The 20,709-nt window shown below is 73.1% G+C and carries 19 protein-coding genes; 7 read left to right on the top strand and 12 right to left on the bottom strand.

Annotated features, from left to right (window positions below; genetic code table 11):
* Nucleotides 1–58: 58 nt before the first annotated feature.
* The 5 genes from hrpA to ABD091_RS13765 form a co-directional block, all read right to left on the bottom strand.
* Nucleotides 59–3,793 (bottom strand): ATP-dependent RNA helicase HrpA, encoded by a 3,735-nt coding sequence (hrpA, locus tag ABD091_RS13785; protein WP_343919374.1) that lies wholly within the window; start codon nt 3,791–3,793, stop codon nt 59–61.
* A gap of 38 nt (nt 3,794–3,831) precedes the next feature.
* The gene (locus tag ABD091_RS13780) at nt 3,832–4,782 is read right to left on the bottom strand and encodes a peptidoglycan-binding domain-containing protein (RefSeq protein WP_343919372.1); all 951 of its coding nucleotides are present in this window, start codon (nt 4,780–4,782) and stop codon (nt 3,832–3,834) included.
* A 63-nt stretch (nt 4,783–4,845) separates the two neighbouring features.
* Complete coding sequence (locus ABD091_RS13775; RefSeq protein WP_343919370.1) at nt 4,846–6,021, bottom strand: hypothetical protein; 1,176 nt, start codon at nt 6,019–6,021, stop codon at nt 4,846–4,848.
* Nucleotides 6,018–6,521 carry a SigE family RNA polymerase sigma factor gene (locus ABD091_RS13770; RefSeq protein WP_343919367.1) on the bottom strand — a complete coding sequence of 168 codons (504 nt, stop codon included), beginning with the start codon at nt 6,519–6,521 and terminating at the stop codon, nt 6,018–6,020. Before ABD091_RS13770 ends, ABD091_RS13775 begins: the two co-directional genes overlap by 4 nt.
* 84 nt (nt 6,522–6,605) lie before the next feature.
* Nucleotides 6,606–7,022 (bottom strand): hypothetical protein, encoded by a 417-nt coding sequence (locus ABD091_RS13765; RefSeq protein ID WP_343919365.1) that lies wholly within the window; start codon nt 7,020–7,022, stop codon nt 6,606–6,608.
* A gap of 110 nt (nt 7,023–7,132) precedes the next feature.
* On the opposite strand from ABD091_RS13765, the gene ABD091_RS13760 reads away from it, so the two are divergent.
* On the top strand, nt 7,133–7,855 hold the full coding sequence (locus ABD091_RS13760) for a response regulator transcription factor (protein WP_343919363.1): 723 nt from the start codon (nt 7,133–7,135) through the stop codon (nt 7,853–7,855).
* Nucleotides 7,852–9,297: a sensor histidine kinase gene (locus tag ABD091_RS13755; protein ID WP_343919361.1), complete on the top strand. Its 1,446-nt coding sequence runs from the start codon at nt 7,852–7,854 to the stop codon at nt 9,295–9,297. The genes ABD091_RS13760 and ABD091_RS13755 overlap by 4 nt, the downstream gene beginning before the upstream one ends.
* Here the strand turns inward: ABD091_RS13755 and ABD091_RS13750 are convergent.
* Nucleotides 9,284–9,880, bottom strand: a complete 597-nt coding sequence (locus ABD091_RS13750) for a TetR/AcrR family transcriptional regulator (protein ID WP_343919359.1) — start codon at nt 9,878–9,880, stop codon at nt 9,284–9,286. The two genes, ABD091_RS13755 and ABD091_RS13750, sit on opposite strands and share 14 nt — an antisense overlap.
* A gap of 49 nt (nt 9,881–9,929) precedes the next feature.
* Between ABD091_RS13750 and ABD091_RS13745 the strand changes: the two genes are divergently transcribed.
* Nucleotides 9,930–11,423: a flavin-containing monooxygenase gene (locus ABD091_RS13745; protein ID WP_343919356.1), complete on the top strand. Its 1,494-nt coding sequence runs from the start codon at nt 9,930–9,932 to the stop codon at nt 11,421–11,423.
* The gene (locus ABD091_RS13740; RefSeq protein WP_343919354.1) at nt 11,420–12,256 is read left to right on the top strand and encodes an SDR family NAD(P)-dependent oxidoreductase; all 837 of its coding nucleotides are present in this window, start codon (nt 11,420–11,422) and stop codon (nt 12,254–12,256) included. The genes ABD091_RS13745 and ABD091_RS13740 overlap by 4 nt, the downstream gene beginning before the upstream one ends.
* 3 nt (nt 12,257–12,259) lie before the next feature.
* Here the strand turns inward: ABD091_RS13740 and ABD091_RS13735 are convergent, their stop codons facing one another.
* Complete coding sequence (locus tag ABD091_RS13735; protein WP_343919352.1) at nt 12,260–13,366, bottom strand: FUSC family protein; 1,107 nt, start codon at nt 13,364–13,366, stop codon at nt 12,260–12,262.
* Between the two features lie 14 nt (nt 13,367–13,380).
* On the opposite strand from ABD091_RS13735, the gene ABD091_RS13730 reads away from it, so the two are divergent.
* Nucleotides 13,381–13,911 (top strand): DUF402 domain-containing protein, encoded by a 531-nt coding sequence (locus tag ABD091_RS13730; RefSeq protein ID WP_343919350.1) that lies wholly within the window; start codon nt 13,381–13,383, stop codon nt 13,909–13,911.
* A gap of 4 nt (nt 13,912–13,915) precedes the next feature.
* The gene (locus ABD091_RS13725; RefSeq protein WP_343919348.1) at nt 13,916–15,055 is read left to right on the top strand and encodes a glutamate--cysteine ligase; all 1,140 of its coding nucleotides are present in this window, start codon (nt 13,916–13,918) and stop codon (nt 15,053–15,055) included.
* Here ABD091_RS13725 and ABD091_RS13720 read toward each other — a convergent pair.
* The 5 genes from ABD091_RS13720 to ABD091_RS13700 all read right to left on the bottom strand — a co-directional run bounded on the left by ABD091_RS13720 (nt 15,043) and on the right by ABD091_RS13700 (nt 19,080).
* The gene (locus ABD091_RS13720) at nt 15,043–16,137 is read right to left on the bottom strand and encodes a DNA polymerase IV (protein WP_343919346.1); all 1,095 of its coding nucleotides are present in this window, start codon (nt 16,135–16,137) and stop codon (nt 15,043–15,045) included. The genes ABD091_RS13725 and ABD091_RS13720 overlap by 13 nt on opposite strands.
* A gap of 31 nt (nt 16,138–16,168) precedes the next feature.
* Nucleotides 16,169–16,495, bottom strand: a complete 327-nt coding sequence (locus tag ABD091_RS13715) for a hypothetical protein (protein WP_343919344.1) — start codon at nt 16,493–16,495, stop codon at nt 16,169–16,171.
* A 165-nt stretch (nt 16,496–16,660) separates the two neighbouring features.
* Complete coding sequence (locus ABD091_RS13710; protein ID WP_343919342.1) at nt 16,661–17,008, bottom strand: HNH endonuclease family protein; 348 nt, start codon at nt 17,006–17,008, stop codon at nt 16,661–16,663.
* Nucleotides 17,009–17,440: 432 nt separating this feature from the next.
* On the bottom strand, nt 17,441–17,905 hold the full coding sequence (locus ABD091_RS13705) for a hypothetical protein (RefSeq protein WP_343919340.1): 465 nt from the start codon (nt 17,903–17,905) through the stop codon (nt 17,441–17,443).
* The gene (locus tag ABD091_RS13700) at nt 17,902–19,080 is read right to left on the bottom strand and encodes a serine/threonine-protein kinase (RefSeq protein WP_343919338.1); all 1,179 of its coding nucleotides are present in this window, start codon (nt 19,078–19,080) and stop codon (nt 17,902–17,904) included. Before ABD091_RS13700 ends, ABD091_RS13705 begins: the two co-directional genes overlap by 4 nt.
* Nucleotides 19,081–19,273: 193 nt before the next feature.
* Between ABD091_RS13700 and ABD091_RS13695 the strand changes: the two genes are divergently transcribed.
* Nucleotides 19,274–20,680 carry a WS/DGAT/MGAT family O-acyltransferase gene (locus ABD091_RS13695; RefSeq protein WP_343919336.1) on the top strand — a complete coding sequence of 469 codons (1,407 nt, stop codon included), beginning with the start codon at nt 19,274–19,276 and terminating at the stop codon, nt 20,678–20,680.
* Nucleotides 20,681–20,709 lie beyond the last annotated feature (29 nt).

The following is a 20,709-nucleotide window of genomic DNA, read 5'->3' as shown; positions in this document are numbered from 1 at the left end:
ATCCGCCGATCGACGACGCTCAGGTCGGGTACGACGCCCATCCGGGGCTGCACGAGCCTCACGACGAGGCGGCGGCGAGGGCCTTCCGGATCCGCTGGTCGCTGACCGGCCGCGGGGTGCCGAGCTGCTGGGCCCAGAGCGAGACCCGATACTCCTCCAGCAGCCACCGCACCTCCCGCAGCGCCGCCGACGGCGGCCGTCCGGCGGGCAGCGCCTCGACGGCGTGGAGGTAGCCGGCCTGGAGCTCGGCGATCCGGGCCAGCTGCTCGCGGTCGCGGCCGGGCTGCTCGTCGAGGCGGGCGCGACGCTGGGAGATCGCGGAGAGCCACGTCGGATAGCGCTGCAGCTGGGCCGCACCGGCCTCGGAGACGAAGCCGCGGTGGACCAGACGCGCGAGCTGGTCGCGCATGTCGGTCATCGACGGCAGCGTCGCGAGCTCGGCCCGCCCGGAGAGGGTCCGGTCGACCTCGCGCCAGCGACCCAGCACGGTCGTGACCCGGGCCAGCAGGTCGCGCATCCGGGGCTCGAGGTCACGGCGCAGGTCGACCAGGAGCGCGTCGTACGCCGCTTCGTCGCGGGCGGGCTTCGCGGCGTCGACGGCGTCGAGGACGACGGCCCGGCGGCAGTCCTCGACCAGCTCGGCGACGGTCGGGTAGGGCGAGCCGGCGAGCGCGAGCTTGCCGGCGTTGTCGAGACCGGCGAGCAGGTCGGGCTCCGGCAGGGCGATGAGCAGCAGCCGGGCGACCCCCAGCCGGTGGCGGGCGTCCGCCTCGGCCGCCGAGCCGCAGACGGTCAGGCCCACCGAGGAGCCCTCGTCGTCGAGCGCCGGGAACCCGCGGACGTCATGACCGGCCCGGGTCCAGGTCTGCTCGACCGGCAGCTCGCCGAAGGTCCACGACGTCTGCCCGGTCGTCGTGGTGTCGGCCGCGACCTCGGCGACCGCGGCCGCGAACTGCGGGCGCAGCGGCTCCTTGAGCGCCTCGAGGTCCTTGCCCCGCGCCTGCTCACCGCCGTCCTCGCCGACGACGCGGAAGGTCGGGCGGAGGTGGTCGGCGACCTTCGACCAGTCCCACGCATCGCGCGGGACGTGGACGCCGGTCGTCGCCCGGAGGTAGCGCTCCAGCGCCTCGAGCAGCGGCTCCTCCCCCGGCGGGACGGCGGCCAGGAACTCGCGCGCCGTGTTCGGCGCCGGGACGAAGGAGACCCGCAGGTTCTTGGGCAGGCTGCGGATCAGCGAGGCCACCAGCTCCTCGCGCAGCCCCGGGACGTGCCAGGAGAAGTCGTCGGCGGTGACCCGGTTGAGGGTGGCGACCGGGACGTCGACGGTCACTCCGTCGTCGGCCGCGCCCGGCTCGAAGTGATAGCTCAGGTTGAACGAGAGCCCCGCGTCCCCCGACTCGGCGAGCCACTGCTGCGGGTAGTCCGACGCCACGACCTCGTCGGCGGTGTCGTGGGTCAGCATCGCGGGATCGAAGGTGAGGAGGTCGGGCCGCCGCCGTCGCTCGGTCTTCCACCACTGGTCGAAGTGGGCGCCGCTGACGACGTCCTCGGGGATCCGGGCGTCGTAGAAGTCGAAGAGCGTGTGCTCGTCGACGACGAGGTCGCGCCGGCGCGCGCGGTGCTCGAGCTCCTCGGCCTCCTCGAGCAGCCGCCGGTTCTCGGCCATGAAGCGCTGACGGGTGTGCCACTCGCCGTAGACGAGCGCATGCCGGATGAAGAGCTCGCGGGAGAGCGCCGGGTCGATCCGGCCGTACTGCACGGTGCGGTCGGCGACCAGCGGCACGCCGTAGAGCGTGACCCGTTCCTGCGCCATGACGGCGGCCCGCTTCTTCGACCAGTGGGGCTCGGAGTGGGTGCGCTTCACGAGGTGGGCGCCGATCCGCTCGGCCCACTCCGGCCGGATCGCCGCGTTCTGGCGGGCCCAGAGCCGACCGGTCTCGACGAGCTCGCCGGCAACGAGGAACTGGGGGTTCTTCCCCTTCAGCCCGCTGCCGGGGAAGATCGCGAACCGCGTGCCCCGGGCCCCGAGGTACTCCCGCGGCCCTCTTTCCTTCCGGTCGCGCTCCTCGAGCAGGCCGACGTGGGACAGCAGGCCGGAGAGCAGCGCCTGGTGGATCGCATCAGAGTCGGGAGTGTCCGCGGGGTGGCCGACCTCGATCCGCATCTCCTTGCAGACGCGCCGCAGCTGGGACTCGAAGTCCTGCCACTCGCGCACCCGCAGGTAGTTGAGGAACTCGCGCTTGCACATCCGCCGGAAGGCCGACCCGGACAGCTCGCGCTGCTGCTGGCGGAGGTGACGCCAGAGGTTGAGCCAGGTCAGGAAGTCCGACGACTCGTCCCTGAAGCGCGCGTGGAGCTGGTCGGCCTGCGCCCGCTGCTCGACCGGTCGCTCCCGCGGGTCCTGCAGCGACAGCGCCGCCGCGATCACCAGCACCTCGCGCAGGCAGCCGAGCCGCTCGGCCTCGAGGATCATCCGGCCCAGCCGGGGGTCGATCGGGAGCCGGGCGAGCCGCCGGCCGACCTTGGTCAGCCGGTCCTGGCCATCCCCGGGTCGCAGCGCGTTGAGCTCCTCCAGCAGCTGGGTGCCGGCTGTGACGTTGCGGCGGTCCGGCGGCTCGACGAACGGGAAGCGAGCGATGTCGCCCAGGCCGAGCGAGGTCATCTGGAGGATGACGCTGGCGAGGTTGGTCCGCAGGATCTCCGGGTCGGTGAACTCCGGCCGCTTGTCGAAGTCCTCCTCGCTGTAGAGCCGGATCGCGATGCCGGCCTCGACGCGGCCGCAGCGGCCGGAGCGCTGGTTGGCCGAGGCCTGGCTGATCGCCTCGATCGGGAGCCGCTGGACCTTGGTGCGCGAGGAGTAGCGGCTGATCCGGGCGACACCGGTGTCGACGACGTAGCGGATGCCGGGCACGGTCAGCGAGGTCTCGGCGACGTTGGTGGCGAGCACGACGCGGCGTACGGACTGGGGGTGGGAGCTGAAGACCCGGTGCTGCTCCGCGGCCGAGAGCCTCGAGTAGAGCGGCACGATCTCGGTGCGCGGCAGGTCGGCGAGCTCGTCGGCGGTGTCGCGGATCTCGCGCTCGCCGGGGAGGAAGACGAGGACGTCGCCGGGGCCTTCGGCGGCGAGCTCCCTGACCGCGTCCTTGATCGCCTCGGTCTGGTCGCGCTGGATCGCCTCGCCCTCCTCGTCGTCCTCGGGGAGCTCCAGCAGCGGCCGGTAGCGCACCTCGACGGGGTAGGTGCGGCCCGAGACCTCGACGACCGGGGCGTCGAAGTGGGCGGCGAAGCGGTCGACGTCGATGGTCGCCGAGGTGATGACGACCTTGAGGTCGGGCCGGCGCGGCAGCAGCCGCTTGAGGTAGCCGAGCAGGAAGTCGATGTTGAGGCTGCGCTCGTGGGCCTCGTCGATGATGATCGTGTCGTACTTCCGCAGCTGGCGGTCGCGCTGGAGCTCGGCGAGCAGGATGCCGTCGGTCATCAGCTTGACCCGGCCGGCCCGTGAGGTCTGGTCGGTGAAGCGGACCTGGTAGCCCACCAGCTCGCCGAGCTCGGTCCTCAGCTCGCTGGCGATCCGCTCGGCGACGGAGCGCGCCGCGATCCGGCGCGGCTGGGTGTGGCCGATCAGCTTGCCGTCACTGCCCCGGCCGAGCTCGAGGCAGATCTTCGGCAGCTGGGTCGTCTTCCCCGAACCGGTCTCGCCGGCGACGATGACGACCTGGTGGTCACGGATCGCCGCGGCGATGTCGTCGCGACGCTGGCTGACCGGGAGCTCGGGCGGGTAGGTGATGTCCACAACGCGCCCGATTCTCCCCCACGGGGGGAAGCGGTTTTCTAGCCCCCGTAGGTGTTCACCAGGGACGTCGCCATCGGCTCCCACTGGGCGTAGGCGTTGGGGCAGCACGAGCGCTGGACCCGGTCGGCGGCCAGCGTCTTCTCCATCGACTCCCAGCCGCTGATGTCGAAGAGGCCCGGGTTGCTGGTCGCGCTCGAGACGCCGAGGAAGCCCTGGGTCGACTGCGTCGGGTTGACGCAGGCGACGGAGCCGGGGCACCAGCCCTGGCTGGGGCGCTGCTGGAAGAGGCCGAGCGAGTCGCGGTCGCCGAACTGGATGTTGCAGTACTTCGACTCCTGCATCGCGGTCATCAGCGCGATGATCTGGACGTTGCGGTTGCCGCCGGCGGCCTGGGTCGCGTCGGTGATCGTGTTCACGTTGGCGAGCTGGGCCGTGGTCAGGCTCGAGGTCGAGCTGCCGCCGGTGGAGTAGCACAGCGACTGGTCGTAGGTCTGGCTCCAGCCGAGCAGCTCCTGCCAGGTCGCGAGGTCGACGGTGCCGGTCTGGGACAGGCCCCGGTTGGCCTGGAAGGAGACGACGGAGGCGCGGGTGCCCGAGCCGAAGATGCCGTCGACGACGAGGTTGGCGCCGTACTTGTTGAGCTGGGTCTGCGCCGCCTTCACTGCGTTGGTGTTGGCGGAGCCCTGGCTGACCTGGACGACCAGCCGCGGCCACGTGCCCGACCCGGCGATGCCGTCGGCGGTGAGCCCCTGGGAGGACTGGAAGGCCTGGAGGTTCGACTTCGTGCCGGCGCCGAAGACGCCGTCAGCAGTCGTCGACCAGCCGCGTGCGGTCAGCAGGTGTTGCAGCGACATCGCGTTGTTGTTGCGCGGCTGGCCCGACTGCGTGACCGGCCACGCGCTGGCCGCCTGGGCCGGGGCGGTGGTCACCGCGGGGACGAGCAGGGCGAGGACGAGGCCCGCGATCGCGAGCAGGACGGTACGACGCATGCGGTGTGACTCCCGAGAGACAGCGCCCCGCTCCCGAGATGACCGGGGCTACCGCACGCGAGGCTACGTCTGCCAGCGCGGGTCTGTCACCAGCGCGACCAGCTCGTCGAGATCGGGGTCGGCGCCCCCGTCGCCCGAGCGCATCCACTGGACGCGCACCACGTTCTCCGTGCCGGCGAAGACGACCTCGGTGCCGGGGAAGTAGGGCTGGCGGTCCCGGGCGACGAAGACCTGGACGCCGTCGACCTCGCGCCGCCCGCACGAGCGGTAGACCTTCTCCGGGCAGGCCGACGGCAAGCCGTATCCGGCGCTGACGGGGAAGGCGTCCGCGTTCACCGAGGCCACCTGACGGCGCTTCTCGAAGACACCGCCCTCGAACAGGGAGGCCCCGCCGGCCGGGAAGCCCATCAGCTCCCGACCTCCTCCCGCGACGGTGGCCAGGGCGTCCTGGAACTCGGCCGGGTCGATCGAGCTGACCGGCGGTGGCTCCGGCAGGTCGAGGCGCTCGTCGGCGGCCGCCTCCAGCAGCTGCTCGACGGTGATGTCGGTCCCGGAGATCGGCACCAGCGAGTTGTTGCCGAAGAGCAGGTCGAGCGTGAGGGTCACGACGTCGCCGTCGGCCTGCTCGACCTCGACCGTCGTCACCGAGTCGGAGGTCCCGACCCGTGCCGGCTCACCGTCCGGCCCGCGCGCGTCGCGGCACGTGACGTCGTACGCCCCGGTCTTGCAGGGCGAGTCCCACGCTGCTCGGTGGCTCCGGGCGACCCCGACCACCAGCATCCCCATCCCGTCCTCACCGGGGTTGGTCCACGTGAACCTCGAGCCGAGATAACCGTCGCCCGTCTGGGAGTTGGCGGTGCCTCGCGTGTAGGGCTGGAGGTGCTCGCGACGCGGGTCGAGGTGCTCGGCGAGCAGGTCGTTCCAGCGTGAGAGGGGTGTGGCGTTGTCGTTGCGCGGGTCGAGGTCCGGGAGCGCCCGTACCGGGTCGGTGGCCGCGGTGGTCCGATCGGGGTCAGGCGTCCGGTCGACCGGCTGCGGGTCGGACCGCGGGGTGCCCTGGCCGAGCAGGGTCGCGCTCGCCAGCACGGCGGCGGTGGCGGCCGCCGCACCGACGACCGTCGCCCGGGTGCGCAGCAGCCGGCGCCGGCCGCGCGCGAGGTCGGCGGAGACGGGGACGACCGGCGGGTCGAAGGTGTCGGCCAGGCGGGCGAGCTCGCGCTCGAGGTCGGTGGCGGTCATCGCGGCTCTCCTCCGTTGTCGACCAGCGTCAGCGTCGACCGCAGCCGGGCGAGCGCGTCACTGGTCTGGCTCTTCACGGTGCCGGTGCTGATCCCGAGGTCGGCGGCGGTCTCCTCGACGGACAGGCCCCAGTAGTGACGGAGCACGACGACCCGTCGTTGCCCGGCCGGGAGGGCCCGCAACGCGGTCCAGAGGGCGTCGGTCTCCTCCACCCCCAGGCCGGCGGGTGCCCGGCGGTCGAGGTCGCCGGTCGCGAACGACCGCTCGCGCCGCCAGGGTCGCCGGGTCTCGTCGAGGTGGGTGTTGACGACCGCCCGCCGCGCGTAGGCGTCCACCGAGTCGGCGCGCCGTACGCGCGGCCAGGCGGCGTAGAGCTTGGCGAGCGCGGTCTGCACGACGTCCTCGGCCCGGTGGGCGTCACCGCACAGCAGCACCGCCGTCCGGTAGAGCTGCGGCCGCCGCTGTGCGACGTAGGCGCTGAACTCCTCGTCCCGGTCCACCCCGTGTCCCCTCGTCTCGCCACTGTTCTACCCCCCTGACGGGGCGGGCGCGGGATCGGTTGGGTCCAGGGTCGATCGGCGGGGTCAGCTGTTGGACAGGTCGCTCTCCTCCTCGGGCGCCGTCGTCGGCGGCAGCTGGCCGGGAGCACCGTCGGGGCGGAAGCCGTGGTCGTCGCCGTCGCCGTCGTGGTCGAAGGGGCGCCCCATCATCTCCGGGCCCCGGTCGCCGGGACCGTGGTGGTCGGTCGTCGGGGCGCCCACTGCGAAGCCACCGGCGCCGCCGACGATCACGCCGGCGAGGACGGCGGCGACCATGCCGCCCCGGACGGCGCCGGCCCGCTCACGCAGGCCGGCGAAGCGGCCGCGACCGGTGGCAGGTTCGGCACGCTCCGCGGCGTCCTCCGGCACGGGCGGGGGCTGCGGCTGGTCGGACTGGTCGGGCTGACCGGACTGCGGGTCGTGGGGCGTGCCCTTCACGGGCTGGGTCTCGTCGGTGCTCATGGGGCGATGGTGCGGACGGTTCCTGTGCCTGCCCTGTGCCCCGCCTCGGCGTACGACCTGAACAGCGCGTTCACAGCAAACCCACAGCGACGAGCGGCAGAGTGGCCACCATGGAACCGAGCCCCGACCTGACGCGCCCCGACGGCTCCCCGTTGCGCGTGCTGGTCGTCGACGACGAGGTCAACCTGGCCGAGCTGGTCTCGATGGCGCTGCGCTACGAGGGCTGGGAGGTGACCGCCGCCCACACCGGGGCCTGCGCGGTGGCGGCGGCCCGCGAGGTCTCACCCGACGCGATCGTGCTCGACGTGATGCTGCCCGACTTCGACGGCCACGAGGTGCTGCGGCGGGTGCGGAGCGTCGACCCCCACGTGCCGGTGCTGTTCCTCACCGCCCGCGACGCCGTGGAGGACCGGGTCGCGGGCCTCACGGCCGGCGGCGACGACTACGTCACCAAGCCCTTCTCGCTCGAGGAGGTCGTCGCCCGCGTGCGCGGCCTGATGCGCCGGACCGGCGCCCGCCGCGCCACCGAGCACTCCGTCCTGACCGTCGGCGACCTCACCCTCGACGAGGACAGCCACGAGGTGTTCCGCGACGGGGACGAGATCGCGCTGACCGCCACCGAGTTCGAGCTGCTGCGGTTCCTGATGCGCAACCCGCGCCGGGTCATGAGCAAGGCCCAGATCCTCGACCGGGTCTGGCACTACGACTTCGGCGGCCAGGCCAACGTGGTCGAGCTCTACATCTCCTACCTCCGCAAGAAGGTCGACGCCGGCCGCGAGCCGATGATCCACACCATGCGAGGTGCCGGCTACGTCCTGAAGCCGGCGTCATGAGGCTGTTGCCCCGCACCCTCAGCGGTCGGCTCGTGCTCACGACGGTGGTGCTGGTGGCCGTGGTGGCCCTGCTGGTCTCGACGGTCGCCACGCTGGCCATGAGCCGCTACCTCGGCGACCGGCTCGATCGCGACGTACGCGCCTCGCTGGGCCGCGCCTACGGCCCCCAGGCCGGGTTCGGCCCCGGCACCCCGCCGGACGCCGACGACCGGCCCGGCGGTCACGACCGCGACGGCGACGGCCAGGGCATCGGGACGCTCACCGCCTACCTCGACGGCGGCCTGCGCAGCGGCGAGGTCCTCACCACCGGCTCCGACGGCTACGGCGACCGCACCGCGCTCGGCGACGACGTGCTCGCCGAGCTGGCCGACGTCCCCACCGACGGCGAGAGCCACGACGTCCACCTGGCCGGCCTGGGTGAATACCGCGTGCTCGCCGTCAGCCGCGACGGCGCCGTCCTCGTGGGTGGACTCCCCACCGACGACGTGGAGGCGATCCTCGGCCGGCTGCTCACGGCCGAGCTCCTGCTCAGCCTGCTCGGCGTGGCCGCCGCAGCCGTGGGCGGAACGCTGCTCGTACGTCGCCAGCTGCGCCCGCTGCGCGACGTGGCCGGCACCGCCCACCGCGTCTCGGAGCTGCCGCTGGCCACCGGCGACGTCGCGGTCCACGAGCGTGTCCCCGAGCGGCTGACCGACGAGCACACCGAGGTCGGCCAGGTGGGGGCTGCCCTCAACACCCTGCTCGACCACGTCGAGACCTCGCTCGAGGCGCGCCACCGCTCGGAGCAGCAGGTGCGGCAGTTCGTCGCCGACGCCTCCCACGAGCTCCGCACGCCGCTGGCCACGATCCAGGGCTATGCCGAGCTGGCCGAGCGCCGTCCCGACGACGTCGCCGCCGTCCGGCAGGCGGTGTCGAAGGTCGGGGTCGAGGCGGTGCGGATGAGCGCCCTGGTCGAGGACCTGCTCCTGCTCGCGCGGCTCGACGCAGGCCGTCCGCTCGAGCACGAGCCGGTCGACCTCACGATGCTGCTCCTCGAGGCCGTCACCGACGCGCGGGTGGTGGCGCCCGACCACCACTGGCGGATCGAGCTCCCCGACGAGCCGATCGAGACCACCGGCGACGGGCAGCGGCTGCACCAGGTCGTGACGAACCTGCTGACCAACGCCCGCAAGTACACCCCGCCCGGCACGACGGTGACGGTCTCCGGCGACGCCCGGGGCTTCTCGGTGCGCGACGACGGTCCGGGGTTTCCGCCGGAGCTGGTGGAGCACGCCTTCGAGCGGTTCACCCGCGGCGACGCGGCCCGCACCCGGGAGGCCGGCAGCAGCGCCGGGCTCGGCCTCGCCCTCGTGCAGGCGATCGTCACCGCCCACGGCGGCCGGGTCTCGCTGGCCTCGCGGCCGGGCGACACCGTCGTCCGGGTCGACCTCAGCCGAGGCTGACCACGGCGGGCAGCGACCCGGTGACGGTGGCGAGGAGCTGGTCGCGGGTCATGGTGGTGGGGTCCTCGACCCAGCCGAGCACGAGCTGCTCGACCATCGCCGCCCACGCCCGCACCACCATCCGGGCCGCGGGGGTGTCGGCGATCAGCTCACCCTGTGCGTCCTCGGTGAAGATCCGGTCGGTGAGCGAGGCGAGCGCCTCGTCGTAGAGCCCGCGCAACGCCTCGTTGCCGCCCTGGGCGGCCTTGAGGATCGAGGTGTAGCCCTCGTGGTTGGCCGCGACGTAGTCGACGTAGGCCGACATCGAGGCGAGCAGCCGGTCGAGCGGCTCACCGCCGGCGGGCGGCGCCGTCTGCTCGACGAGGTCGTCGACCGCGCGGCGTACGACGGCCTCGTGGAAGGCGTGCTTGTTGCCGAAGTAGTGGTAGAGCAGGCCGCGGGAGATGCCCGCCTCCTCGGCGAGCAGGTCGATGGTGAGCTCGTCGAGCGACCGGGTCGCGAGCAGGCCGACGCCGAGGTCGAGCAGCTGGGCGCGCCGCTGGTCGGGCCGCAGCCGGGTGCGGGGGCTCGTGGGCTGGCTCACCCGGACACCTTATTGACGTTCGTTCAATAACGCCAGTACGGTCGCAGGCATGACCCGACAGCAGGTGGACCACCTCGTCATCGGTGCCGGCTTCGCCGGCCTGTGTGCCGCGATCAAGCTCCGGGAGGCCGGCGAGGGCGACTACGTCGTGCTCGAGCGGGGCGACGACGTCGGCGGGACCTGGCGTGACAACACCTACCCGGGCGCCGCCTGCGACGTGCCGAGCCAGCTCTACTCCTTCTCCTTCGCGCTCAACCCCGACTGGTCCATGTCGTTCTCCCCGCAGCCGGAGATCCAGGCCTACCTCGGCCGGGTCGCCCGCGAGCGCGGGGTCCTCGACCGGTTCCGCTTCGGCACCACCGTCGAGGAGGCCCGTTGGGACGAGGAGTCGCAGCGCTGGCTCGTCGACACCGACCGCGGGTCGTGGGCCGCGCGCACGCTGATCAGCGGCGCCGGCGCGCTCGTCGAGCCGCGGCTCCCCGACATCGCCGGCATCGAGGGCTTCCAGGGCGAGGTCTTCCACTCCGCCCGCTGGAACCACGACGTCGACCTGACCGGGAAGCGGGTCGCCGTGATCGGCACCGGTGCCTCCGCGATCCAGATCGTCCCCGAGATCGCCAAGGTGGTCGGCCGGCTCGACCTCTACCAGCGGACCGCTCCCTACGTCCTCCCCCGCAACGACCGCCGCTACTCGCGCGCCGAGCGGCTCGCCTTCCGCCACGTGCCCGGCCTCCAACGGTTGATGCGCGAGTCGATCTACTGGGCCCGCGAGGCCTACGTCCCCGGCTTCACCTGGCAGCCGAAGCTGGCGCTCCCCGCCAAGAAGCTGGCGCTGCGCAACCTCGAGAAGGCCGTGACCGACCCCGGGCTGCGGGCGCGGCTGACCCCCGACTTCGAGATCGGCTGCAAGCGGATCCTGATCTCCAACACCTACTACCCCGCGCTCACCCAGGACCACGTCGAGCTGGTGACCGACCCGATCCAGAAGGTCACCGGCCACTCCGTCATCACCGCCGACGGGGTCGAGCGCGAGGTCGACGTCCTGGTCGTGGCCACCGGCTTCCACACGACCGACCAGCCGATCGCCCACCACGTCGTCGGGCGCGACGGCCGCTCGCTCGCCGAGACCTGGGCCGACACCGGCATGCAGGCCTACAAGGGCACGACCGTCCACGGCTTCCCCAACTACTTCCAGGTCGTCGGGCCCAACACCGGCCTCGGCCACTCGAGCATGGTGCTGATGATCGAGGCCCAGGTCGGCTACGTCGTCGACGCGCTGCGGACCATGGACCTCCACGGCTACGCCACGGTCGAGCCGCGGCAGGACGAGCAGGACGCCTGGAACGACGACCTCCACCGGCGGATGCAGCGCACGGTCTGGAGCACCGGCGGCTGCGCCAGCTGGTATCTCGACGACCGCGGCCGCAACACGACGCTCTGGCCGCGCAGCACCTGGACCTTCCGCCAGCTGCTCGCCCGGTTCGACCCGGCCGCCTACGACGTGACGGCCACCCGCCCCGCTCCTGAAGGGATCTCCGCATGAAGACGTTCGACGACAAGGTCGTGGTGATCACCGGCGCCGGCTCGGGCATCGGCCGCGCGCTCGCCCTCGACTGCGCCGCCCGCGGCTCCCTGCTCGCGCTCTCCGACGTCGACGAGACCGGGCTGGCCGAGACGGTCGACCTGGCCAAGAACGTCGGAGCCCGCGAGATCCACGCGTCCCGGCTCGACGTCAGCGACCGCGCCGCGTTCACGGCGTACGCCGCCGAGGTGGTCGACCACTTCGGCCGCGTCAACGTCGTCGTCAACAACGCCGGCGTCGCGCTCACCGGTGACGTCGAGGAGCTCACCTACGACGACATGGACTGGATCGTCGACATCAACTTCTGGGGCGTCGTCCACGGCACCAAGGAGTTCCTGCCCCACCTGGTCGCCTCCGGTGACGGCCACGTCGTCAACATCTCGTCCCTCTTCGGGCTGATCTCGGTCCCCGGCCAGAGCATGTACAACGCGACGAAGTACGCCGTCCGCGGCTTCTCTGAGGCGCTGCGCGAGGAGATGCTGGTGACCGGCCATCCCGTCGGGGTCACCGTGGTCCACCCGGGAGGCATCAAGACCGCGATCGCCCGCAACGCCCGGGCCTCGGACTCGGTCGACCAGGGCGCGACGGCCGCGCTCTTCGACAAGAAGCTCGCCAGGATGACGCCCGAGCGGGCCGCGCAGGTGATCGTCCGGGCCGTGCTGAAGGACCAGGCCCGCTGCCTGGTCGGGCTCGACGCCCACGCGCTCCACCACCTCGCCAAGCTCACCGGCTCGCGCTACCAGGACGTCGTCGCGAGGGCCACGGGCCGGATGCTGCCCGCCCGCCCCCTCTGAGGCTCAGCCGGGCGGGGGCGGGAGCGCGTCCGAGGCCTCGAGCGGGTCCATCCCGGTGAGCAGCAGCAGGTCGGCGACGATGCCGCGGAGCTGGGCCAGCACCACCTCTGCCGACAGCACGTCCGAGCGCTCCACCTGCCCGGTCGCGTGACCGACGGCGAGCAGGGCCGGCTGGGCGGCGACGGCCATCCGGTTCTCCCGCAGCTCGGCGGCGACCTCGTCGACCGCGGTCGCGAGGTCGGTCGCGATCCCTGAGTAGGCCGTGGGGATCGGTCGCCGGTGGTAGGCCGCGACGGCCACGTGGCGCACCATGACCCGCGTCGAGCGCAGCGCCCGGTCGAGCGGGTCGACGAGCTCGGCCATGCGGCGTACGCCGGGCCGGTGCCGCACGCGGAACGGGGAGCTGGCGACGACCGCGAGCCCCTCGTCTGCCGCGAGCTGCAGCTCCCGGATCAGGGTGTCGGTGGCCCGGGCGTCGGCGAGCAGGTCGAGGGCCGGCTCGACCTCGCCGTCGACCATCACCTCCCCGGCCGCGCGGAGCAGCGCCGCCACCTTGTCGAGGACCAGCGCGGCCTGCTCGCGTGGTCGACGCAGCGGCGCCGCGGGGACCACCGTGGCGGCGACGAGCGCCACCGCTCCCCCGACCAGGGCGTCGGTCCAGCGCACCAGGCCCTGGTCGGGGTCGGGGAGCAGGGTGGAGACGACGATCGACTGGACGGCGGCCTGGGTGACGAACAGCTGTCCGCCGTCGAGCAGGAAGGCCGCCGTCATGGCCAGGGCGATGATCAGCATCAGCTGCCACCAGCCGGTCCCGATCCCCATCGTCAGCAGGTCGGCGACGAGGACGCCGGTGGCGACCCCGAGCGTGACCTCGGCGACCCGCCGCAGGCGCTGGCCGTAGGAGGTGCCGAGGCTGACCACGGCCGCGATCGGGGCGAAGAACGGGGTCGGGTGGCCGAGCAGCTGCGAGGCGATGAAGTAGGCGACGCCGCCGGCGATCGCGCACTGCGCGATCTGCCACGACTTCGACCGGGTCCGGGCGACCCGTGCCCGCACCGACACGCTGCCGCGCGACCACAGCCGGTCGAGCGGCTGGGAGGCCCTGGACATGGTCTGATCCTGTCATGAGGTTCGAGCCGGGGACGCCGGTGCGCTGCGTGGGGACCAAGTGGCGCGACCGGCCCCACTGGGAGTTCGACGCGACCTACCTCGGCGCGGACGACCACGGCGACTGGATCGGCTGCCGGCCCGGCACCCGGTTCGCCCGACCGGGTGCCGACTTCGTCGCGCCCTACGCCCAGGTGACACTCGTCCCCGCCGAGGACCTCGCCGAGCGCGGCTGGCTGGCGACGTTCCACGCACCGGACGGGCAGGTCCGCACCTACGTCGACATCACCAGCCCGCCGCGGTGGCGCTTCACGACGCTGCAGTACGTCGACCTCGACCTCGACGTGGTGCAGGGCCTCACGGGTCGGGTGTGGGTCGACGACGAGGACGAGTTCGCCGAGCACCGTGAGCAGTGGTCCTACCCGGAGATCGTCACGGTCTCGGCCGTCGGCTCGTGCGAGGCCGTGGAGCGGGCGGTCCGGAGGGGTGAGGCGCCGTTCGACGGTGAGACCCACCTTCCGTGGCTGACCCGGCTCACCGCAGACTGAGCGCGTGCACATCGAGTTCCGCGGGTCGCCGCGGCCGACCCTGGGCGTGGAGTGGGAGTTCGCCCTGGTCGACCGTGACACCCGCGACCTCGCCAACTGCGCCGACGCGCTCTTCGACGCCACCGCCGGCCGGGTCCGCGACGGCATGCTCCACCGCGAGCTGCTGCGCAACACCGTCGAGGTCGTCACCGGCGTCTGCGACACCGTCGGCGAGGCCGTCGACGACCTGCGCGAGACCCTCGGCGTGGTGCTGCCGGCGGCTGCCGACCTCGGTGTCGACCTCTTCGGCGCCGGCGCCCATCCGTTTGCCGCGTGGTCGGAGCAGCACGTCACGCCGGGCCACCGCTACGAGGAGCTGATCAACCGCACCCAGTGGTGGGGGCGACAGATGCTGATCTGGGGCGTCCACGTCCACGTCGGGATGCCGGCCGTCGACCGGGTGATGCCGGTGCTGTCCTCGCTGCTCAACACCTTCCCCCACCTGCAGGCGCTGTCGGCCTCGTCGCCGGTGTGGGCGGGCACCGACACCGGCTACGCCTCCAACCGGGCACTGATGTTCCAGCAGCTGCCGACGGCCGGGCTGCCGTTCCAGTTCGGCACGTGGGCGGAGTACGAGTCGTTCTGCGACGACTCCACCGTCACCGGGGTCGTCGAGGGCCAGTCCGACATCCGGTGGGACATCCGGCCCTCGGCCCACCTCGGCACCATCGAGAACCGGGTGTGCGACGGCGTCTCCGACGTCGGCGAGCTCGCGGCGCTCGTGGCGCTGGTGCACTGCCTCGTCGTCGACCTCGACGACCGTCTCGCGGCGGGCGAGACGCTGGCGACGCTGCCGCCCTGGCACGTCCAGGAGAACAAGTGGCGCGCCGCCCGCTACGGCCTCGAGGCGGAGATCATCGTCGCCGCCGACAACCGCGAGCGGCTCGTGACCGACGACCTCGACGACCTCCTCACCCACCTCGAGCCGGTCGCGAAGCGACTCGGCTGCTCCGCCGAGCTGCGAGATGTGGCGGAGATCCCGCGACGTGGCGCGTCCTACGAGCGCCAGCGCCGCGTGGCCGCGGAGAGCGGCGGTGACCTCGTCGCCGTCGTCGCGTCGGTGGTCGACGAGCTGACGGGCTCGCTGGCGGACTACCGCTCATAGCCGCCCTCGGGCGGCACCATCTCGAGCCGTACGCCGAGCAGCCGGACCGGCTTGTCCTGCTCCACCCGCTCGAGCAGCGCCACGGCCGCCTCCTCCAGCACGACCAGGTCGCGGCTCGGCCCGGGCAGCTTGCGCGACCGGGTGAGGGTGAAGAAGTTGCGGTAGCGGACCTTGAGGTGGACCCGCATCGCCGGCCGCCCCTCGGCGTCGATGCTCGCCAGCGCCCGGGCGGTGAGCCGGCGCACGGCGTCGGGCACCTCGGACCACTCGAGGTCGCGCTGGAAGGTCTCCTCGTGGCCGTGGGCCCGCGCCACCCACGGCGTCGCATCGACCGGGCTGGAGTCGACCCCGCGCCCGAGGCGGTGGAACCACGGTCCCATCGTCGGCCCGAACTCCCCCGCGACGACCTCGGTCGGCGAGGCCGCCAGCTCGCGCACCGTCGTGATGCCGAGCGCGCCGAGCCGACCGGCGATCTTCGCCCCGACGCCCCACAGCGCCCGGACCGGCCGGTCGCCCATCTCGTCGTACCACCGGTCGTCGGTGATCGCGTAGACCCCGCGCGGCTTGCCGAAGTCGGTGGCGATCTTGGCCTGGAGCTTGTTGTTGCCGACGCCGACCGAGCAGTGGAGCCGGGTCGCCGCGAGCACCGCCGCCCGCACGTGGTCGGCGAAGCCCCGCACCGCCGCCTCGTCACCGAGGTCACCGTGACCGTCGCCCGCGCCGAGGAAGGCCTCGTCCCAGCCGAGGACCTCGAGGACCACCGGCACCCCGCCCCACTCCAGCGACCGCAGCGCGGCCATCACCCGGGTCGAGGCCTCCTCGTAGACCGGGAAGTCGACGGGGAGGAAGACCGCGTCCGGGCACTTCTTGTGGGCGGTGCGCAACGGCATGCCCGAGCGGATGCCGAGCTCCCGCGCCTCGTAGGAGGCGGTGGAGACCACGGCGCGCTCGGTCACGACGCCGCGGCCACCCACGACCACCGGCAGGCCGGCCAGCTCGGGCCGGCGCAGGACCTCCACGGCCGCCAGGAACATGTCGAGGTCGACGTGGAGCACCCAGCGCCGGACCTGCTCGTCGCTCACGCCCCGATCATGGCACCGGCCCCGGACCGCGCTACTGGGCGAGCGCCCAGCGCAAGGTGCGCTTGAGCTCCTTCAGGTCGGCGTACCACTGGCGGATCCCGGTGCGGCAGCGGACGCGGCCGCGCACGGTGTCGTACTCGTCGCACTCCGCCCGGGCCTCGGAGTCGGTCGGGACGTATCTCGCCGACCCGTCGTAGTAGTGGATGCCGAACCCGTCGGCGGCGTTGCCCTCGACCTCGACGATGACGTCGTCGCCGTAGGTCGGCGGCGCGGCCGGCGCCCCGGTGGCGGCGCCCGCCCCCACCAGCCCCAGCACCAGCGCCATCGCCGCCAGCACTCCTGCGACCAGCTTCCTCATGTGTCTCCCCTTGTCTCTGCTGCTGTCTCTGCCGCGCCGGCGGTTCCGACGCGGAACAGGACGCTAGGGAGACGGAGGGACGACGACGACCGCCCGCGACGACTGTTGTGGACAACGCTGCGGGCGGCGGCGCTGGGGACGGTCGGTGGCTCGTGGGAGCCGCGGTCAGCGGGCCAGGGTGACCGTGATGGTCGTGTTGGTGCAGGTCGAGCCGAGGCTGTTCATCGCCTGCTTCTCCGCGGAGTCGACGGTCAGACCCCACCGGTGCTTCACCGCGACGAACTCACGCAGGTAGCGGCACCGGTCGTACTGCGGCAGCCACTCGGCGACGTCCTGGTCACCCTTGGACTGGTTGACGTTGTCGGTCACCCCGACGAGCGTCCGGTGGTCGCCGAGGTCGTTGGCGTAGGCCTGGCGGGTCGCCGTCGACCACGTACGGGCACCCGAGTCCCACGCCTCGGCCAGCGGCACCATGTGGTCGATGTCGACGTCGGAGGTCTGCGTCCACGACACCCGGTCGTAGTAGGAGAACCAGCGACCGCCCGAGAGCGAGCAGCCGGACCCCGACGGTGACCGGGTCGTCGGCCTCCGCGATCAGCACCTCGTTCCGCGTGTGGCAGCCGTCGCCGTCCGCGTCGACCCAGTGGGGGAAGAGGTCGCGGTCGTAGCCCGTCCGCACCTCGCTCGCGACCGGCAGGTCGGCGATGGCGGTCATCAGCGGGGCGGAGTAGGACGCCGCGTGGGCGACGGTGGGCACGGCCACCAGGACCGTGGCGAGGGCGAGAGGGGCGAGCAGCCGCGTCAGGGCGCGGCGGCAGGACGTATGGATCACTGGATCTCCCGAGACAGAGGTGTGAGTGACGGACAGGGGGCTACGCCGGACGGCGCGCGGCCAGCCTGCCGTGGATCCACCCGCCACGGAAGGTCCTGGTCCTCGTCCTGGTCCTAGCCCTTGTCCTTCTTCGGACCCTTCCCCGGCTTCGGTCCCTTCGGTCCCTTCGGCTCCTTCGGGGGCTTGGCGTCCTCCGGTTCGTCGGACGACTCGTCCGGCTCGGGCTCGGAGGTCTCCTCGGTCGCCTCCTCCGTGGGCTCCTCGGTGGCCTCCTCGGTCGGCTCCGTCTCGCCCGCGGAGCCGCCGAGCTCGGCGAGGAGGGTCTCGGCGGCAGCCACGACCGCGTCGCCGTCCGCCTCCGAGAGCGTCCCGTCGGCGACCGCCTGCTCGGTGTCGTCCACGAGCGCGGCGAGCGCCTCGCGTGCGGCCGGGCGGTCGCCAGCGGCCACGGCCTCGTCCACGGCCGCCACCCCGTCGGCCAGGGCCGGCGCAGCCTCGCCGGGGGTCTCGGACCCGCAGCCCGCGAGCAGCAGCACCGTCGCGACGGCCACCGTCGCCCGGCGGACGGCCCGGGTCACGGGGTCCGCCCGTCGACGGCGTCGTGCAGCTCCTGCAGCGGCTGCTGGAGCCGGCGCGGCGTGTCGGCCGGGATGTCGCCGGTGCCGCCCGAGCCGCCCCCCGCGGCGATGGCCGCCACGACCAGGAGCAGCAGCAGGACCAGGCCGACGCCGGCCAGCGCGCGCTGGTGCTCGGTGGTTCGTCGCGCCCGTTCGCCGACGGCCCCGAGCGCCTGCCGCAGCCGGTCGGCCTGCGGCGCGGTCCTCGGCGTGGTCGTCGGCGTGGTCGTCGACGCCGGGCCGGCGGCCGGCGCGGCCGTGGGGACGACGGCCGTCAGCGGACGGGTGGTGCCGGCGTCGTCGAGGGTCCGCAGCCGTTCGGCCACCTCGGCCGCCGTGGGCCGCGGCGCGACGTCGCCGGAGAGCATCGACACGAGCAGCGGTTGCCAGCCCGCGGGCAGGTCGTCCGGCACGACCGGGTCCCGGTGGAGCCGGGCCACGGCCGCCTCCATCGCGGCGCCGGCGTACTCGCGCTCGCCGGTCAGCGCCTCGAGGAGGACCAACCCCAGGGACCAGACGTCCGTCGCCCCGCTGACCTGCTCACCCCGCACCTGCTCGGGAGCCAGGTAGGCCGCCGAGCCGATCGTCGCGCCCGTCCGGGTGTGACCGGCGGTGTCGCCGAGCAGCTTGGCGATGCCGAAGTCGGCGAGCTTGACCCGGCCGGCGCCGTCGAGCAGCACGTTGCCGGGCTTCACGTCGCGGTGGACCACCCCGTGGTCGTGGGCGTAGGCCAGTGCAGCTGCGAGCCGCTGGCCCACCTCGCGGACCTTCGCCGCCGCGACGGGACCGCGCGCGATCTCGTCGGCCAGCGTCGAGCCCTCGACCAGCTCCATCACCAGGTAGGGCTGCTCGGCCGAGGCGCCGGCCAGGCCGGCGTCCAGCACCGTGACCAGGCCCGGGTGGGAGAGCCCGGCCAGGGTGCGCGCCTCGCCGGTGAAGCGGGCGCGCGCCGTGTCGTCGCCGGCGAGGTCGCGCATCACCTTCACGGCGACCTCGCGGTGGAGCAGCCGGTCGGTGCCGCGGTGGACGTCGGCCATCCCGCCACGGCCGAGGACGTCGCCCAGCTCGTAGCGGTCACCGAGCACCCGGGCCTCGTCGTGGTCGGGACGCCCGGCGTCGGACGGCGCGGTCGGCACGGATCAGGCTCCTGGGAGGTGGGGGGTGGGACCCGACGAGCGTACGACCCCGGCTCCCTGCGGACGAGGCGAGCGCCGGTGCGGCGGAGGGTCGTAAGGTCCGTCACACAGATCCCTCACGGCGTAGCCACCCCCAGGGGTGGGGCGTTGGGCCACGACGGCCCGCGCGGGATCGGGCCGGAAGGGGGCACGCGTGGTCACACCCATCGATCCGACGTCGGCGGCGTTCCTGCTCGCGGAGAACCGGAGCATGCCGATGCACGTCGGCGGCCTCCAGCTCTTCAAGAAGCCGGAGGGCGCCGGGCGCGACTACGTCCGGCAGATGTTCGAGGAGATGCGCGACGTCGACGAGATCGCGCCGCTGTTCCTCAAGCACCCCCACCGCTCGGCACGGACGGCCGGCCAGCTGGTCTGGCGGCCGGACGAGCAGTTCGACATCGAGCACCACGTCCGCCACAGCGCACTGCCCAAGCCCGGGCGCGTGCGCGAGCTCCTCGAGCTCTGCTCACGGCTCCACTCGACCCGGCTCGCGTGGGAGCGCCCGCTCTGGGAGGCCCACGTCATCGAGGGCATGCGCGACGGCCGGGTCGCGATGTACACCAAGACCCACCACGCGCTGGTCGACGGCGTGAGCGCCATGCGGCTGCTCGCGAGCGTCCTGACCACCGACCCGGACAAGCGCGGGATGCCCGCGCCCTGGGGCGCCACCCCCGAGCGTTCCCGGTCGGGGAAGGAGCGGGCGAAGGTCGAGACACCGCTGGCGGAGGTGCCGACGCAGGCGCTGCGTACGGCGCTCGGCATCACCGCCGAGGCCGCCGGCCTGCCGGGCGCGTTCATCAAGACGCTCACCAAGAGCGTGCGCAACGAGACCTCGGCGCTGTCGCTCCACGCCCCGCGCACGATCCTCAACCAGAACATCACCGGCTCCCGCCGGTTCGCCGCCCAGGACTGGCCGATCGAGAGGCTGCGCGGCGTCGGCAAGGCCACCGGCACCACGATCAACGACGTCGTGATCGCGATGGTGTCCGGCGCGATGCGCACCTACCTCAGCGAGCTCGACGCGCTGCCGGACCAGAGCCTGGTGGCGATGGTGCCGGTCGGGCTCAACGCCAAGCAGTCCCAGGTCGCCTCGGCCGACGGCGGCAACGCGGTCGGCTCGATCATGGTGCAGATGGGCACCGAGCTCGGCGACCCGGGTGACCGGCTCGCTGCCGTCCACCGGTCGATGCAGGACGGCAAGGAGGCGTTGTCGTCGATGACGCCGGTGCAGATCCTCGCGATGAGCGCCCTCGGGCAGGCGCCGGCGATCCTGACGCCGATGCTGCGCATGCAGGGGATCGTGCGGCCGCCCTACAACGTCATCATCAGCAACGTCCCCGGTCCCCGGACGACGCAGTACTGGAACGGCGCGCAGCTGCTCGGCACCTACCCGCTCTCGATCCCGATCAACGGCATGGCGCTCAACATCACCTGCACGTCCTACGACGGCGACATGTGCTTCGGCCTCACCGGCTGCCGGCGTACGGTCCCCCACCTCCAGCGGCTGCTGACCCACCTCGACGACGAGCTCACGGCGCTGGAGAAGGTCGCGGGCATCTGAGCTCGGTTTCCCCGGCCGACCGGGGACAC

This window comes from Nocardioides aestuarii (assembly GCF_039527245.1).
Classification (GTDB): domain Bacteria; phylum Actinomycetota; class Actinomycetes; order Propionibacteriales; family Nocardioidaceae; genus Nocardioides; species Nocardioides aestuarii.
The sequence above is the reverse complement of the archived record's forward strand: the minus strand, read 5'-3'. Positions and strand labels throughout refer to the sequence as shown.